We start from the raw sequence: 14274 nt of genomic DNA, 5'->3' as shown, positions 1-14274 counted from the left end.
CTTCCTGTGCCGGGGTGCGATCAGCGATCGCGGAACCGGTTGGTAATCGGATAGCGGCGGTCGCGACCGAAATTCTTCTTGGTGATCTTCACGCCCGGCGCCGACTGCCGGCGCTTGTACTCCGCGAGATAGAGCAGGTGTTCGACCCGATGCACGGTCGCGACATCATGGCCGCGCGCCACGATCTCTTCGACCGACATTTCCTTTTCCACCAGGCATTCGAGGATATCGTCAAGCGCCGGATAGGGCGGAAGCGAATCCTGGTCCGTCTGGTTTGGCCTCAGCTCGGCGGAAGGCGCCTTGTCGATGATATTGTAAGGGATCACCTCGCCCGAGGGACCGAGCGCGCCCGGCGGCACATGCAGATTGCGCCAGCGCGACAGCGCATAGACCTGCATCTTGTAGAGATCCTTGATCGGGTTGAAGCCACCGTTCATGTCGCCATAGAGCGTGGCGTAACCAACCGACATCTCCGACTTGTTGCCCGTCGTCACCACCATCGAGCCGAACTTGTTGGAGATCGCCATCAGAATGGTGCCGCGGGCGCGGCTCTGCAGGTTTTCCTCGGTGATGCCGCTTTCGGTGCCTTCGAAGAGATCGGACAAGGCAGAGGTGAAGCCCGTCACCGGATCTTCGATCGGCACGATATCGTAGCGGCATCCGAGCGCCTTGGCGCAATCGGCCGCGTCCTTCAACGAATCCTGCGACGTATAGCGATAGGGCAGCATGACCGTGCGCACACGCTCTTCGCCCAGGGCATCGACGGCAATCGCGGCACAGATCGCCGAGTCGATGCCGCCGGAGAGGCCGAGCACGACCGACTTGAAGCCGTTCTTGTTGACATAGTCGCGGAAGCCCAGCAGGCAGGCGCGGTAATCGGCCTCCTCGCCTTCCGGAATATGCGCCTTCGGACCTTCGGCGCAATGCCAGCCGTCGCCATTCTTCTTCCAGGTCGTCACCGCCAGCGCGGTTTCGAACTGGCTCATCTGGAAGGCCAGCGTCCTGTCGGCATTGAAGCCGAAGCTGGCGCCATCGAAAACCAGCTCGTCCTGACCGCCAAGCTGGGCTGCATAGATCATCGGCAGGCCGGTCTCGATGACCTGCTTCAGCACTACCTGATGGCGAACATCGACTTTGCCGCGATAATAGGGCGAACCGTTCGGCGACAGGAGGATTTCCGCACCGCTTTCGGCCAGCGTCTCGCAGACGCCGAGCTCGCCCCAGATATCCTCGCAAATCGGGATGCCCAGCCGCACGCCGCGGAAATTGACCGGGCCGGGCATCGCGCCCTGGTCAAAGACGCGCTTTTCATCGAACTCGCCATAGTTCGGCAGGTCCACCTTGTCACGGACCGCAATCACCTTGCCGCCATCAAGCACGGCAATCGAATTATAGCGGCCGGTCTCGTTCTGCCGGGGAAAACCGATGATCACGCCGGGGCCGCCATCGGCGGTATCGGCTGCCAGGCTCTCCACCGCTTTCCAGCAGGCGCGAATGAAGGCCGGCTTCAGCACGAGATCTTCCGGCGGATAGCCGGAAATGAACAGTTCCGTCAGTAGGACGATCTGCGCGCCTTCACGCGCCGCCTCGGCGCGCGCTTCACGCGCCTTGGCGAGATTGCCTGAGACGTCACCGACCGTCGGATTGAGCTGCGCGACGGCGATGCGGATGGTGTGGGTGATCGGGCTTTGCTCTGTCATGCCATACATTTAGCGATGGCATCTTCCTTCCGCAACCGACTTCCGCCACCCGCACGCATCAAAGATCGCACGACGCGCATAGGCAGTGTTTCTACACGGAAAAATACTAAGCCTGCCTTGCGGTTCATCCGTCGTTCATGACAGAAACATGACAATTATACGAATACTTTGTAGCATTTGGAGACGGCATTGGTCGCACTGGTCATCGAGTCCGCGCTCGCGGGCAGGCTTGCCCTTTTCCAGAAGATCGGCGCAGCGAGACAGAAGTCGGCTGCTCTTCGCCTGCTTCTGAGCCTCCTGCTGACCTCACTTTTCTCCTTGTCCATCGTCGTGACGGTCGAATGGATCGCACGCGGCGAGCTTGCTCCGGTCTGGCCCTATCTCATGTCGCCGTCCCGCCCTGGCCTCGCCACGATCGGCGTCGTCATGCTGGCGATGCTGATCATCGATGCTCTTGTCGGGCGTGCACATTCGTCGGTTTTGGTCGTCGCGCCGCTGCTGCTCGTTCCCGCCTTCATCTCCAGCCAGAAACAGAACTATCTGTCCGATCCGCTCTATCCCTCCGATTTTCTGTTTGCCAGGCAAATCATCGAGCTGATGCCGGTCATGGTGCGCGATCGTCCCTGGACTGCTGTCGGACTCGCCATCGGTATCGTCACCGGCCTGGCTGCCACCGCTTTGCTTGGGCGCTATGTCTGGAAACACGCCGCCGCACTTTCGCGGCGGGAGCGCCTGGGCCGGCTTTCGGTCTGCTTGCCGCTCACGACGCTTTTTGTCTCGCAAATGGACCCGACGCAATATTCCTTCATCCGGGAAAAACTGGGCATCATTCCGATCGTCTGGGATCAGAACGAAAACTACAATTATAATGGCTTCGTCATCGCTTTCGCGCTCAACCTGCCGATGGCCGACGTCAAGTCACCGGCCGGTTACGGACCCAACGCTATCGATGCCATACCGGCGCGGAACTACGGCTATCTCTCCGGCCCGCGCGAAAAGCCCGACGTCATCATGCTGATGAGCGAATCCCTCTGGGATCCGACCCGGCTTTCCAACGTCGCCTTCACGCCCGATCCGATGCCGACGATCCGCGCCAGACAATCGGGAAATGTCTTCTCCCCTGAATTTGGCGGCATGACCGCCAATGTTGAATTCGAAGCGTTGACCGGCTTTTCCAACGCCTTCCTTCCCTATGGCAGCATTCCCTATCAGCAATATGTGCGTCGCCCGCTGCCGTCGCTTGCTACCTTCTTTCGCGGCGAAGGCTATACGGCTCGCGCGCTTCACCCCTTCAGCGGCTGGTTCTGGAACCGCAGCGAGGTCTACCGCGCCTTCGGCTTCGAGGAGTTCCATACCGAGGAAACCCTGCCGACCATGGACAAGCGCGGCATGTTCGCGGCCGACGATTCCCTCATGAAGGAGATCATGCGCGAGGGGGACGCGGCCGAACGCCCATTCTTCTTTTTCGCCGTCACCCTGCAGGGACATGGCCCCTACGAGGCCAACCGCTACGCTGAGAACACCGTCCATATCGGCGGCAATCTGAGCGAAGACGACCGCGAAACGCTCGCCACCTATGCGCAGGGCGTGCGCGAAGCCGATGGCAGCCTGAAGATGCTGATGGACTGGGCCGAAAGACGCGACCGCGAAACCATCATCGTACTCTGGGGCGATCATTTGCCGCCTCTCGGCAATGTTTATCTGAACACCGGCTACATGTCGCAGCAGGTGGCGTCCCGGAAAGCCCCGCTCGATGTCATGAAGAAGGAACACCAGACGCCGCTGATCGTCTGGTCGAGCAAGAAGGGCGTCCGCAAGGACATCGGCACCATCAGCCCGTCGCAGCTCCCGTATCAGGTTTTGAAAACAGCAGGTTACGAGCATCCCTTCTACACCGGCTTTCTCGGCCGCGTGCAGAAGAAATACAGCATTGTTGACCGCTACCAGCTGGCAACACGCGACAATCAGGCTTTCCCGGATTGGGCGCGCAAGGAGCAGGAAATCGATCCGATCGTCCGCGATTATCGCTATCTGCAGTTCGATATGATGTTTGGCCGGCAGCAGGGGTTGGAACGCTTCTTCCCATCGCATGCGCAACTGGTCAGCCAGGAGAGCAGTTAAGGCCTATCCTGCCGCATCAGAGAATTAATTTTCATTGTCATGGGCCGCCGAAACCGCGACACGCTGTCATTGCCCAACCTTGGGCGACGGTGTTTCGACGTCCGTCATCAGACGGCACACGCAACAGTTCCACGCGTGATCGAGATTGAAGCTCTTTCAACGTTGCATTTTTGCCCGTTGATCGAATAGTTGCGTTCAACGCCACCCAGGATGCCGGAGCCTTCCCATGTATAATCTGCCCAATTTCGTTCATCTGCATTTCGACAAGACCGCCGACGAGCTCGGCGATATAGAAAAGCGCGTTCTCAAGAAGGCGCATGAACGAAAAATCATATCCACCGATATCAACGCGGCCCTCTCGGCGAAAGCCTCCACGGGGCAACGTCTGGCGGACGGTATCGCCCGTGTCGGCGGCTCCTGGTCTTTTATCATCACCTTTCTGGTGTTCCTGGTGTTCTGGTGCGTCGTCAACACCATTCTTCTCACCACGCGCGCCTTCGACCCCTACCCCTTCATCTTCCTGAACCTTGTCCTCTCGATGCTCGCCGCCATCCAGGCGCCGATCATCATGATGTCGCAGAACCGCCAGACCGAACGCGACCGCTTCGAGGCGGCGAAGGACTACGAAGTCAATCTCAAGGCCGAGCTCGAGGTTTTGTCGTTGCACCAGAAAATCGACATGCAAGTGCTGACGGAACTTTCGGTGGTGCGCGAAGAAATCGCCAAGCTGAGCAAGCTGGTTGCCGAGAAAAGCGGTATCTGAGGGTCAATCGGAAGGGCCGGCCGTCAGCAGCCCCGCATGGTCGTGCCTGTATTGCGGCAGCCCATCGGTGATCTCGTAATAATCGCCCTTGTCGGCGCAATAGATGTGATAGGCGAGTTTCAGGTCGCTGGGCTGATCGAACAGCCCCGCCATGATCGATATTTCGTCCACGCCATCTGCTGCCCAAAAGAGGGCCGAGCCGCAGGTCCTGCAGAAGCCCCGTCGGGCGAATGTGCTGGCGCGATACCAGGTGATCGCGTCTTCCCCTTCGATCGTGAGGTTGGCGATCGCCACGTTGGTCGCTGCGTAATAAAGCCCTGTCTGCTTGCGGCACTGCGAACAATGGCAGGCGACGACCTCCCGCAGCTTGCCATGTGTCTTGAAACGTACGCTGCCACAAAGGCAAGCTCCAGAATGTTCGTCGCTCATGATCTCTCCCTTTTTGTGGGAGCTTTTCCGAGAATGACATCAAGGTCAAATTCAAAGAAACGAAGCGCCTTTCAGCCGGATTGATCCACTCAAGCACCAAAGCAAACGGGCCGGCTTTTCGCCGGCCCGCCTGATAATTCGCAAATCTGGTTTCAATCAGCCGTGAGCGCGCATGCGCTTTTCGTCGCGGCCGCCCTTCATCCGCTCAGCGAGCAGGAAGGCAAGCTCGAGCGCCTGGTCGGCGTTGAGACGCGGGTCGCAATGGGTGTGGTAGCGATCCTGCAGATCCTCGGCACCGACGGCGCGGGCACCACCCGTGCATTCGGTCACATCCTTGCCGGTCATCTCGATGTGGATGCCGCCCGGATGCGTGCCTTCGGCGCGATGGATCTGGAAGAAGCTTTCCACTTCCGACAGGATGCGCTCGAACGGACGGGTCTTGTAGTTGTTGAGCGTGATCGTGTTGCCGTGCATCGGATCGCAGGACCAGACGACCTTGCGGCCCTCCTTCTCGACAGCGCGGATCAGGCGCGGCAGGTTGTCGGCAACCTTGTCGTGGCCGAAACGGCAGATCAGCGTCAGGCGGCCGGCTTCGTTCTCGGGGTTCAGAATATCGATCAGGTTAATGAGATCGTCCGCCTGCAGCGAAGGACCGCACTTCAGGCCGATCGGGTTCTTGATGCCGCGGAAATATTCGACATGCGCATGGTCGGCCTGACGCGTGCGGTCGCCGATCCAGAGCATGTGGCCCGAGGTCGCGTACCAGTCTCCGGTCGTGGAATCGACGCGGGTGAAGGCTTCTTCATAGCCAAGCAGCAGCGCCTCGTGGCTGGTGAAGAAATCGGTCTCGCGCAGGCTCGCATTGCTCTCGGCGGTGATGCCGATCGCTTTCATGAAATCCATGGTCTCGCCGATGCGATCGGCAAGCTTGCGGTAGCGCTCGCCCTGCGGGCTGTCCTTGACGAAGCCGAGCATCCACTTCTGCACGTTTTCCAGGTTGGCATAGCCACCCATGGCGAAAGCGCGCAACAGGTTCAGCGTCGCGGCGGACTGGCGGTAAGCCATCAGCTGACGCTCCGGATTGGGGATGCGCGCATCTTCGGTGAAGTCGATGCCGTTGATGATGTCGCCGCGATAGCTCGGCAGCGACACACCATTCTGCGTTTCGATGTTCGAGGACCGCGGCTTGGCGAACTGACCGGCAATGCGTCCGACCTTCACGACCGGCAGCTGCGCACCAAAGGTCAGCACGACGGCCATCTGCAGGAAGGCGCGGAAGAAGTCCCGGATATTGTCCGCGCCGTGTTCCGCGAAGCTCTCGGCGCAATCACCGCCCTGCAGCAGGAAACCGTTGCCTTCGGCCACATTGGCAAGATGGGCTTTCAGACGGCGGGCTTCACCGGCAAAAACCAGCGGCGGATAGCTTGCGAGCTGTGCTTCTGTGTCTGCAAGCGCTGCCTTGTCCGGAAAATCCGGCACCTGCTGGATCGGTTTCTGCCGCCAACTGTTCGGTGTCCAATTCTGTGCCATCTCACTCACCTGCTTGTGCGCCCGGTCTCGGCCGGGAGTCCCGTCGTCGTAAATAACGCGCGCTTATAAACCTTTGCCACCCGCTTGCAAAGGCGCGCGAACTACTGTGCTGATCTTTTGTGACGCGGGCAATATATGTGGCCAGCCGGGCGCGTTACACGCGCTCGCCGTTGCGAATGCGATAGCTCGGCGAATACATCGTCACCAATTCTTCCGAGGCAGTCGGATGCACCGCCATGGTGCGATCGAAATCGTCCTTGGTGCAGCCGGCCTTCACGGGAACGCCGAGAAGCTGCGCCATCTCGCCGGCATCGTGGCCGAGAATATGTGCGCCTATCACCTTGCGGTCGGCGGCATTGACGATCAGCTTCATGATCATCTTCTCGCTGCGGCCAGAAAGCGTCGCCTTCATCGGCCGGAACTGCGCTCGATAGACTTCCAGTTCCGGATAGCGCTTGGCCGCATCTTCCTCGGTCAATCCGACCGTACCGATCTCCGGCTGCGAGAAGACCGCCGTCGCAATGAGCTCGTGATCCGGCCGCGTCGGATTGTTCTTGTAGACGGTCTCGATGAAGCACATGGCCTCGTGGATCGCGACGGGCGTCAACTGTACCCGGTCAGTGACATCACCCAGCGCATAGATATTCGACACCGAGGTGCGCGAATATTCGTCGACGATGACCGCGCCCTGCTCGTTGGTTGCGACGCCGGCTGCCTCAAGCCCGAGGTTTTCGGTATTCGGCGTACGGCCGAGCGCCAGCATGACGGTATCGACCGTCAGCGGCTTGTCGTTCTTGGTCCGGACCTTGAGCCCATTCTCCACCTTCTCCACGCCCGTAATGATGTCGTGGCAGAGAATGCGGATGCCCTTTTCCTCCATTGCCTCATGCAGGCCCTTGCGCAGGTCGTGGTCGAAGCGCGACAGGATCTCGGCGCCGCGATAAATCAATGTCGTCTCGACGCCTAGGCCGTGAAAGATATTGGCGAACTCGACGGCAATATAACCACCGCCGGCGATCAGGATTGACTTCGGCAGTTCCTTCAAATGGAAGGCTTCGTTGGAAGATATGCAAAGCTCGTACCCCGGCAGCGCCGTATGCAGGTTCGGCCGGCCGCCGGTTGCGATGACGATGGTTTTCGCCGTGACAGTCTGGCCGGTCTTCAAAAGCTTGACCGTGTGGGCATCCACCAGCTCGGCGCGGGTATCGAAGATCTCGGCCTTGGCATTGTCGAGCCCCTTGCGATAAAGGCCTTCCAGCCGGGCGATCTCCTTGTCCTTCGCTTCGATCAGCTTCTTCCAATCAAAACTGCTTTCGCCGACCGTCCAGCCGAAACCGGCTGCATCCTCGAAATGCTCGCTATATTGGGAGGCATAGACGAACAGCTTCTTCGGCACACAGCCACGAATGACGCAGGTGCCGCCGTAGCGGTATTCCTCGGCGATACCGACCTTCTTACCCAGCGAAGCCGCGACGCGCGCGCCGCGCACGCCGCCGGAGCCGCCGCCAATCACGAAAAGGTCGAAATCAAACGAAGGCATCGGTGGCTCCTGTCGAAATGAACATGCGCAAAAGCATCATTGGGGGTTCGCACTCATATAGGGAGCCGCGATACAAAAAGAAAAGCCCGGATCTTGTCCGGGCTTCGAATTTGCAACTGCCAGCCGATCATTCCGAAAACGCGAGACGTCCGCGCCGAAAATGGCCGAGGCAAGGAATTTCTGCTTACTGCTTCGGCGCGGGCTGCGCTGCGGCGGCACCGGCATCCGGCACCGCGACGGGCTGCTTGACGACCTTCTGCAGAGCGTCGTTGCTCTGCTTGGCGAGATCGCGCGAAATACCCTGGCTCCAGATATCGGCAGCCTTGTAGAGCTCGCGAGTGGCGAGCGGGCCGTCCTTGAGAAGCTTCTTGCCGGCCGGCGAATTGTAGAAATCGGCAATCGCCTTGAGTTCGTCGGCCGAGAATGCCTTGGCGTAGGTCACGGCAGCTTCGCGCTCGAGATCGGCACGACGCGGAGCGAGTGCCAGGGCGGTGGCGTCAACGGTCGAGTTGATCGCATCGCCAAAATTCGGGTTTGCCTGGATCATCGTGCTCTTCAGCTGCTCGGCGAGGTTCGGCAGGATATTATCGAACTGGTTGGTGATGCCGAGTGCGTTGATCGCGGCGCGCGCAGCCTTGATCTGATCCTCGGAAACTTCCTGAGCGTTCACGGAACCCAGGGCAATGCCCGAAAGAAGGATGGTTGCAGCGGCAAGACGGCCAAGACCCGCAAATTTGATCATGAGATGAGTGCTCCTATGTATTGTTCGCCTGCAACGTACGCGCACCGGCAGGGCCGGCAATGATCGCTAATGTCGCCATATGGATAAAGAGCCCGTGTTCGACAACGCCGGGAATCGAATAGAGCTCGCTCGACAGCGCCTCTGCATCAGGAATACGGCCGAAAGATGCATCGACGATGTAATGCCCTCCGTCGGTGACAAAGAGGCTGTCGCCGGAGCGGCGCATGTTGAACGCGCCCGAGAGCCCAAGACGCGAGGTCGCCTTCTCGATGAGGATGCGAGTGGAAACGAGACCAAAGGGATTGACCTCGATCGGCAGCGGGAAGGCTCCGAGCGTCTCGACGACCTTGCTTTGATCCGCGATGACGATCATGCGGGCTGAGGAAGCGGCAACGATCTTCTCGCGCAGCAGCGCGCCGCCGCCGCCCTTGATCAGCGTCAGCGCGCCATCCAGCTCGTCGGCGCCGTCAATGGTCAGATCAAGTTCCGGAAGCTCGTCCAGCGATTTCAACGGCACGCCAAGCTCGTTGCAGAGCTTGGCCGTTCTTTCGGAAGTTGGGACGCCCTGGATCGAGAGGCCAGCCGCGACCTTTTCAGCGAGCAGGCGAACGAATTCCTCCGCCGTGGTGCCGGTGCCGATCCCGAGCCGCATGCCGCTCTCGACATGAGCGAGTGCGGCTCTCGCAGCCTCAATCTTCATCTGGCGGGCGTCCATGCGCCACCTGCTCCCATTGTTACGTTGGTCTGCTGTTTACACGGCTCTCCAGCCAAACGAAAGCCAAAATAACGGCATGATATAGAAATCCCCGCCCCTCTCCGCCGAGGCTTCCGGGGTGCTTCGGTTGCAATTGCCCGCGTGATCTTTTAACTCCAAAAGACACACCCTTTTCCATGCAAAGGCCGATTCCTGGTGAAATCTCCCCTTGTCGTATTCGATCTCGATGGCACGCTGCTCGACACGCACGCGGACCTCATCGTCAGCCTCAACCATACGATTGCCGCGCTTGAGCTTCCGCCGGTCAGCTACGACGACGTGACGCATCTCGTCGGTAACGGTGCGCAGGTGATGATCGAGCGGGCCTGCAAGCTGCACGGCTACGCGTTGACGTCGGAAGAATTGCCGGCCCTCCTGCAGCGCTTCATAACCCATTATTCCGAGACGATGCCCGGCGTTACGCAGCCCTATCCCGGGCTCCTGGCCGCGCTCGTGACGCTGAGGAATAAAGGCTACAAGCTTGCTGTCTGCACCAACAAGATGGAATCGCTTGCGCGCACGCTCCTCGACCGGCTCGAACTGACCCAATATTTCGAGGCCATTACCGGCGGCGACACTTTCACGGTGCGCAAGCCGCATGCCGAGCATCTGATCGGCACCGTCGAGCGCGCGGGCGGCGACATCGCCCGCACCGTCATGATCGGCGACAGCATCAATGACATTCTCGTCGCCCGTAATGCCGGCGTGCCCTCTGTCGCCGTCCCGTTCGGCTATTCCGACGTCGGCGTGGAAACCCTCGGCCCGAACCGCATTATCTACCACTACGACGAGCTCACGCCGGAACTGGTCGAGGGGTTGCTCGCGGCCTGAGATATTCGATATTTCCAACAAAAAGAGCGGCGTTTCGGCCGCTCTTTTTTTGTTTTTCCGCTGCACAGAACTCAGATCTGAGCAGTGCGCGCCTTTGTCGTGGCATCGAGCGCCTTCAGCGTTGCCGCGTCGCGATCGTAGACGTCGTTGAAATACTGGACGACGCCGTCCTTGTTCGGCCAGGCCGTAAAGTAAGCAATGTAGATCGGGAACTTCTGCGGCACGGCGACCGCCTTGTTCTGGCCGGCCGCGATCTGCTTGGCGACATCGTCGACCGTGGTGTTCAGAACGGCGGCAGCCATTGCGCGCGGATCGGCAAGGCGGACGCAGCCATGGCTGAGTGCGCGCATATCCTTCTTGAAGAAGCTTTTCTGCGGCGTGTCGTGCATGTAGATGGCGTGCGAATTTGGGAAGAGGATCTTCAGCTCGCCCAGCGCGTTGTCGCTGCTCGGCGGCTGGCGAACCGAGATGCTCTTCGTCGAGCCGTACCAGTCGACGCTCGACGATGCGACTGCCCGACCGCCAACTTCGACCTGATAGCCCATGCGGTCGAGATAGTTCGGATCAGAGCGCAGCTTCGGCAGCATCTCGTTGATGATGATCGACTGCGGAACGCCCCAGAAAGGATTGAACTCGACCGTCTGCACCTGATTTTCGAAGAAGAAGGTCTGGTGCTGCTTGCCGCCGACGACGACACGCATCGACAACTGTTCCTGGTTATTATTGTAGTAATAGACCATGAACGCCGGCTGGTTGATGAAGACGTAGCGCGGTCCGAGTTCGGCCGGAAGCCAGCGGAGCTGTTCCATGGCAACGACGAGCTTCTGGATCTTCGTATCGTTGTTCTCGCCGACCATGGCCCGGACGGAGGACGGGCCGATTACGCCGTCAGCGGTCAGTCCCTTTTCCCTCTGGAAGTCTTCGACCAGCGACACCAGTTCCGGCGTGTAGTCAGGCGTACCCAGATAGGCCGCGAAAAGATCGGCATGGGCGGTTTTCAGCGCATCCGATCCGCGATGCTCGATCGCCTTGACGATATTGGCCATTTCCGGCGAGCTGCTGCCCGGCTTCAGGGTGCCGCTCAAGGAAATCGAAATACGGGTGCCATCGGAACCGGATTCGGCTCGCAACTTCGCAAGCTCGGCCTTCAGCAGCGTGAACTGCTGGTTGGATGGGCTGCGGCTGTTGAGATAGGCGGCGACGTCGGGGCTGGCGCGCAACACGTCGAGCATCGCCATCAGGTTGACGTCCTTGCGCTTGAAGTCGTGATAGCCGGAGATCCTGTTCGGGTCGAGACGGCCGCGGACCGTATCCTGGACGAACATCAGCACCTTGCTGGAGAGCGCCAGCTCGAACTGCATGAGAGCCCGATCACGCAACACGGGGTCGGCATTTGCAGCATCATCGCCGGGCGGCGTCACAGCATAATCGGCGGGGTCGAGACCAACGGAACCGGCATCGGCAAGAACCGTCATGGCGGCCTTCGCCTTGTCGCTCATGGCGTGATCCGCAACCCAGAGAAGCGGTTTGCTCTGATCGGCGTAGTAAGATTCGATCGCCTTGGCGATATCGTTGGTTGCCATGACGCGCGCATCGGAAAGATAGCGACGCTGCGAAATCTCGGTATCGACCGCGACCGGCGCCGGAGAGGCGTCGGCGACCGCGCCAGTCACCACCGGATCGGCAAAATGCGCGGTCGAAACCAGACGCATCGAATCCGCCTTGTAAGTATAATACTTCGGCGCATCCACCGTCGGCAGCGGCTGTTTTGCCTGCGGAGGCTGATCAGGATTCAGCGTCTGCGCCGGATTGCCGGGAACCGGCGCCGAAACCTGTGTGCTCTGCTGACGTCCTTGACCGCCACGGATGAAATCCATGAGAGTCATCGCGTTCGCGGAGGTTACGCCGATGGAGGAAAGGCAGCAGGAAAGAGCCAGGACGGATGCTGTGGCTTTGATGGCAAGTTTCATTCTCTAATCGGGTCCCTGTATCGTGCGATAACTTCGAGCCTGGCGGGGCTGTCTTCAACTCGGCCGCGATGTCTTGAAACATCGTATACCCACTAGAATGAAAACGGCGAGACCCGCCTTTCGTTCAATGCCTCACCTTCACATTACGAAGAATCGGCGCTTTCCGTGGCTCAGTTCACACAAAATTATGAAATTATTGGTTAATCTTTTATTGAAATTTCCCAGCCTTTTTAAGCATGTGGAAATGCACTTCTGCGAATATATGGAGAGCGTGTTAAAAAGGGCACGCCGCAGCGGGAGAAAACATGACCACTAGGATCATGAAATAGCGCTTTGATGTTTTCTTGGGCGCCGTTCGGGCCTATATGGCTGCTATCCGTCTCAATGGAAAGCAGGACCAGCAACATGACGTCCACCCGCACCGAAACCGATACCTTCGGCCCGATCGAGGTCGCCAGCGACCGTTATTGGGGCGCGCAGGCGCAGCGCTCGCTTGGCAATTTTAAGATCGGCTGGGAAAAGCAACCGCTGTCGGTCGTCCGCGCTCTCGGCATCGTCAAACAGGCGGCAGCGCGCGCCAACGTGGAACTCGGCCAGCTCGACCCGGAGCTCGGCAAGACGATCGCCGCTGCGGCGCAAGAAGTCATTGACGGCAAGCTCAACGACCATTTCCCGCTCGTCGTCTGGCAGACCGGCTCGGGCACGCAGTCGAATATGAATGCCAACGAGGTGATCTCCAACCGCGCGATCGAGATGCTTGGCGGCGTCATGGGCTCGAAGAAGCCAGTGCATCCGAACGATCACGTGAACATGAGCCAGTCGTCGAACGATACCTATCCGACGGCCATGCACATCGCCTGCGCCGAGCAGATCGTCCATCACCTGCTGCCGGCCCTGCGGCATCTGCATGCGGCGCTGGAAAAGAAGGTCGCCGACTTCGCCCATATCATCAAGATCGGCCGCACCCACACGCAGGATGCCACGCCTCTGACGCTCGGCCAGGAATTTTCAGGCTATGCCGCGCAGGTTGCGTCGTCGATCAAGCGCATCGAGCTGACGCTGCCGGGTCTCTGCGAACTCGCCCAGGGCGGCACGGCGGTCGGAACCGGCCTCAATGCGCCGATCGGCTTTGCCGAGAAGGTTGCCGACGAGATCGCCAAGATCACCGGCCTGCCCTTCGTCACCGCGCCGAACAAGTTCGAGGCGCTGGCCGCCCATGATTCGATGGTCTTCAGCCATGGCGCCATCAATGCGGCGGCAGCGGCGCTCTTCAAGATCGCCAACGATATCCGCCTGCTCGGCTCCGGCCCGCGCTCAGGTCTCGGCGAACTGGCTTTGCCGGAAAACGAGCCGGGCTCGTCGATCATGCCGGGCAAAGTCAATCCGACACAGTGCGAGGCGCTGACGCAGGTCTGTATTCACATCTTCGGCAACAATGCCGCGCTGACCTTTGCCGGCAGCCAGGGTCACTTCGAGCTTAACGTCTACAATCCGATGATGGCCTACAATTTCCTGCAGTCGGTGCAGCTGCTCGGCGACGCCGCCGTCTCCTTTACGGATCATTGCGTCGTCGGCATCGAGGCCCGCGAGGACAACATCAAGGCCGGCCTGGAGCGCTCGCTGATGCTGGTAACGGCGCTCGCGCCGAAGATCGGCTACGACAATGCCGCCAAGATCGCCAAGACAGCGCACAAGAATGGCACGACCCTGAAGGAAGAGGCACTGGCTAGCGGATTGGTCTCCTCGGAAGAATATGACGCCATCGTCCGGCCGGAGACCATGATCGGGCCTAGGTGAGTTCCTCGTTCTGCGAAGGTCAGGCACGTCCCTCGGCAACGCGGTGATCTGCCTGGCCCCTCACCCCAGCCCTCTCCCCGCTTGCGGGGAGAGGGAG

General features: G+C 59.9%; 11 protein-coding genes. 4 read left to right on the top strand and 7 right to left on the bottom strand.

Annotated features, from left to right (window positions below; all coding sequences use genetic code 11):
* Nucleotides 1-20: 20 nt before the first annotated feature.
* Complete coding sequence (locus HGP12_RS01330) at nt 21-1700, bottom strand: NAD+ synthase (protein WP_168838759.1); 1680 nt, start codon at nt 1698-1700, stop codon at nt 21-23.
* Between the two features lie 189 nt (nt 1701-1889).
* Between HGP12_RS01330 and HGP12_RS01325 the strand changes: the two genes are divergently transcribed.
* Together HGP12_RS01325 and HGP12_RS01320 are read left to right on the top strand one after the other, a co-directional pair.
* Entirely contained in the window at nt 1890-3821 is a 1932-nt protein-coding gene (locus tag HGP12_RS01325) for an LTA synthase family protein (RefSeq protein WP_168838758.1), read from the top strand.
* Nucleotides 3822-4047: 226 nt separating this feature from the next.
* Nucleotides 4048-4584 (top strand): DUF1003 domain-containing protein, encoded by a 537-nt coding sequence (locus HGP12_RS01320; protein ID WP_168838757.1) that lies wholly within the window; start codon nt 4048-4050, stop codon nt 4582-4584.
* 3 nt (nt 4585-4587) lie between these two features.
* Here the strand turns inward: HGP12_RS01320 and HGP12_RS01315 are convergent, their stop codons facing one another.
* The 5 genes from HGP12_RS01315 to rpiA form a co-directional block, all read right to left on the bottom strand.
* Nucleotides 4588-5013 (bottom strand): GFA family protein, encoded by a 426-nt coding sequence (locus tag HGP12_RS01315; RefSeq protein WP_168838756.1) that lies wholly within the window; start codon nt 5011-5013, stop codon nt 4588-4590.
* 156 nt (nt 5014-5169) lie between these two features.
* Nucleotides 5170-6543: a class II 3-deoxy-7-phosphoheptulonate synthase gene (locus HGP12_RS01310; protein WP_168838755.1), complete on the bottom strand. Its 1374-nt coding sequence runs from the start codon at nt 6541-6543 to the stop codon at nt 5170-5172.
* A gap of 154 nt (nt 6544-6697) precedes the next feature.
* Entirely contained in the window at nt 6698-8083 is a 1386-nt protein-coding gene (gene gor, locus HGP12_RS01305) for a glutathione-disulfide reductase (protein WP_168838754.1), read from the bottom strand.
* Between the two features lie 184 nt (nt 8084-8267).
* Entirely contained in the window at nt 8268-8825 is a 558-nt protein-coding gene (locus HGP12_RS01300; protein ID WP_168838753.1) for a DUF2059 domain-containing protein, read from the bottom strand.
* Nucleotides 8826-8838: 13 nt separating this feature from the next.
* Nucleotides 8839-9540, bottom strand: coding sequence for a ribose-5-phosphate isomerase RpiA (gene rpiA, locus HGP12_RS01295; RefSeq protein WP_168838752.1), 702 nt, complete (start codon nt 9538-9540; stop codon nt 8839-8841).
* A 195-nt stretch (nt 9541-9735) separates the two neighbouring features.
* Here rpiA and HGP12_RS01290 point away from each other — a divergent pair, with 195 nt between their 5' ends.
* The gene (locus HGP12_RS01290; protein ID WP_168838751.1) at nt 9736-10410 is read left to right on the top strand and encodes an HAD family hydrolase; all 675 of its coding nucleotides are present in this window, start codon (nt 9736-9738) and stop codon (nt 10408-10410) included.
* A 71-nt stretch (nt 10411-10481) separates the two neighbouring features.
* Here HGP12_RS01290 and HGP12_RS01285 read toward each other — a convergent pair whose 3' ends face one another.
* Nucleotides 10482-12380 (bottom strand): murein L,D-transpeptidase, encoded by a 1899-nt coding sequence (locus HGP12_RS01285; protein WP_168838750.1) that lies wholly within the window; start codon nt 12378-12380, stop codon nt 10482-10484.
* 405 nt (nt 12381-12785) lie between these two features.
* Here HGP12_RS01285 and fumC point away from each other — a divergent pair, with 405 nt between their 5' ends.
* Nucleotides 12786-14177 carry a class II fumarate hydratase gene (gene fumC, locus HGP12_RS01280; protein ID WP_168838749.1) on the top strand — a complete coding sequence of 464 codons (1392 nt, stop codon included), beginning with the start codon at nt 12786-12788 and terminating at the stop codon, nt 14175-14177.
* The last annotated feature ends 97 nt before the right edge of the window (nt 14178-14274 follow it).

The organism is Rhizobium sp. P28RR-XV, from assembly GCF_012641385.1.
Taxonomy (GTDB): domain Bacteria; phylum Pseudomonadota; class Alphaproteobacteria; order Rhizobiales; family Rhizobiaceae; genus Rhizobium.
Note: the sequence above shows the minus strand (reverse complement) of the source record. Positions and strands in the feature narration are given on the sequence as shown.

Excerpts from the sequence above, each read along its gene's own strand:
- HGP12_RS01310 (WP_168838755.1), bottom strand. The coding sequence starts at position 6,543 with ATGGCACAGAATTGGACACCGAACAGTTGGCGGCAGAAACCGATCCAG.
- rpiA (WP_168838752.1), bottom strand. The coding sequence starts at position 9,540 with ATGGACGCCCGCCAGATGAAGATTGAGGCTGCGAGAGCCGCACTCGCT.
- HGP12_RS01315 (WP_168838756.1), bottom strand. The coding sequence starts at position 5,013 with ATGAGCGACGAACATTCTGGAGCTTGCCTTTGTGGCAGCGTACGTTTC.
- gor (WP_168838754.1), bottom strand. The coding sequence starts at position 8,083 with ATGCCTTCGTTTGATTTCGACCTTTTCGTGATTGGCGGCGGCTCCGGC.
- HGP12_RS01320 (WP_168838757.1), top strand. The coding sequence starts at position 4,048 with ATGTATAATCTGCCCAATTTCGTTCATCTGCATTTCGACAAGACCGCC.
- HGP12_RS01285 (WP_168838750.1), bottom strand. The coding sequence starts at position 12,380 with ATGAAACTTGCCATCAAAGCCACAGCATCCGTCCTGGCTCTTTCCTGC.
- fumC (WP_168838749.1), top strand. The coding sequence starts at position 12,786 with ATGACGTCCACCCGCACCGAAACCGATACCTTCGGCCCGATCGAGGTC.
- HGP12_RS01330 (WP_168838759.1), bottom strand. The coding sequence starts at position 1,700 with ATGACAGAGCAAAGCCCGATCACCCACACCATCCGCATCGCCGTCGCG.
- HGP12_RS01300 (WP_168838753.1), bottom strand. The coding sequence starts at position 8,825 with ATGATCAAATTTGCGGGTCTTGGCCGTCTTGCCGCTGCAACCATCCTT.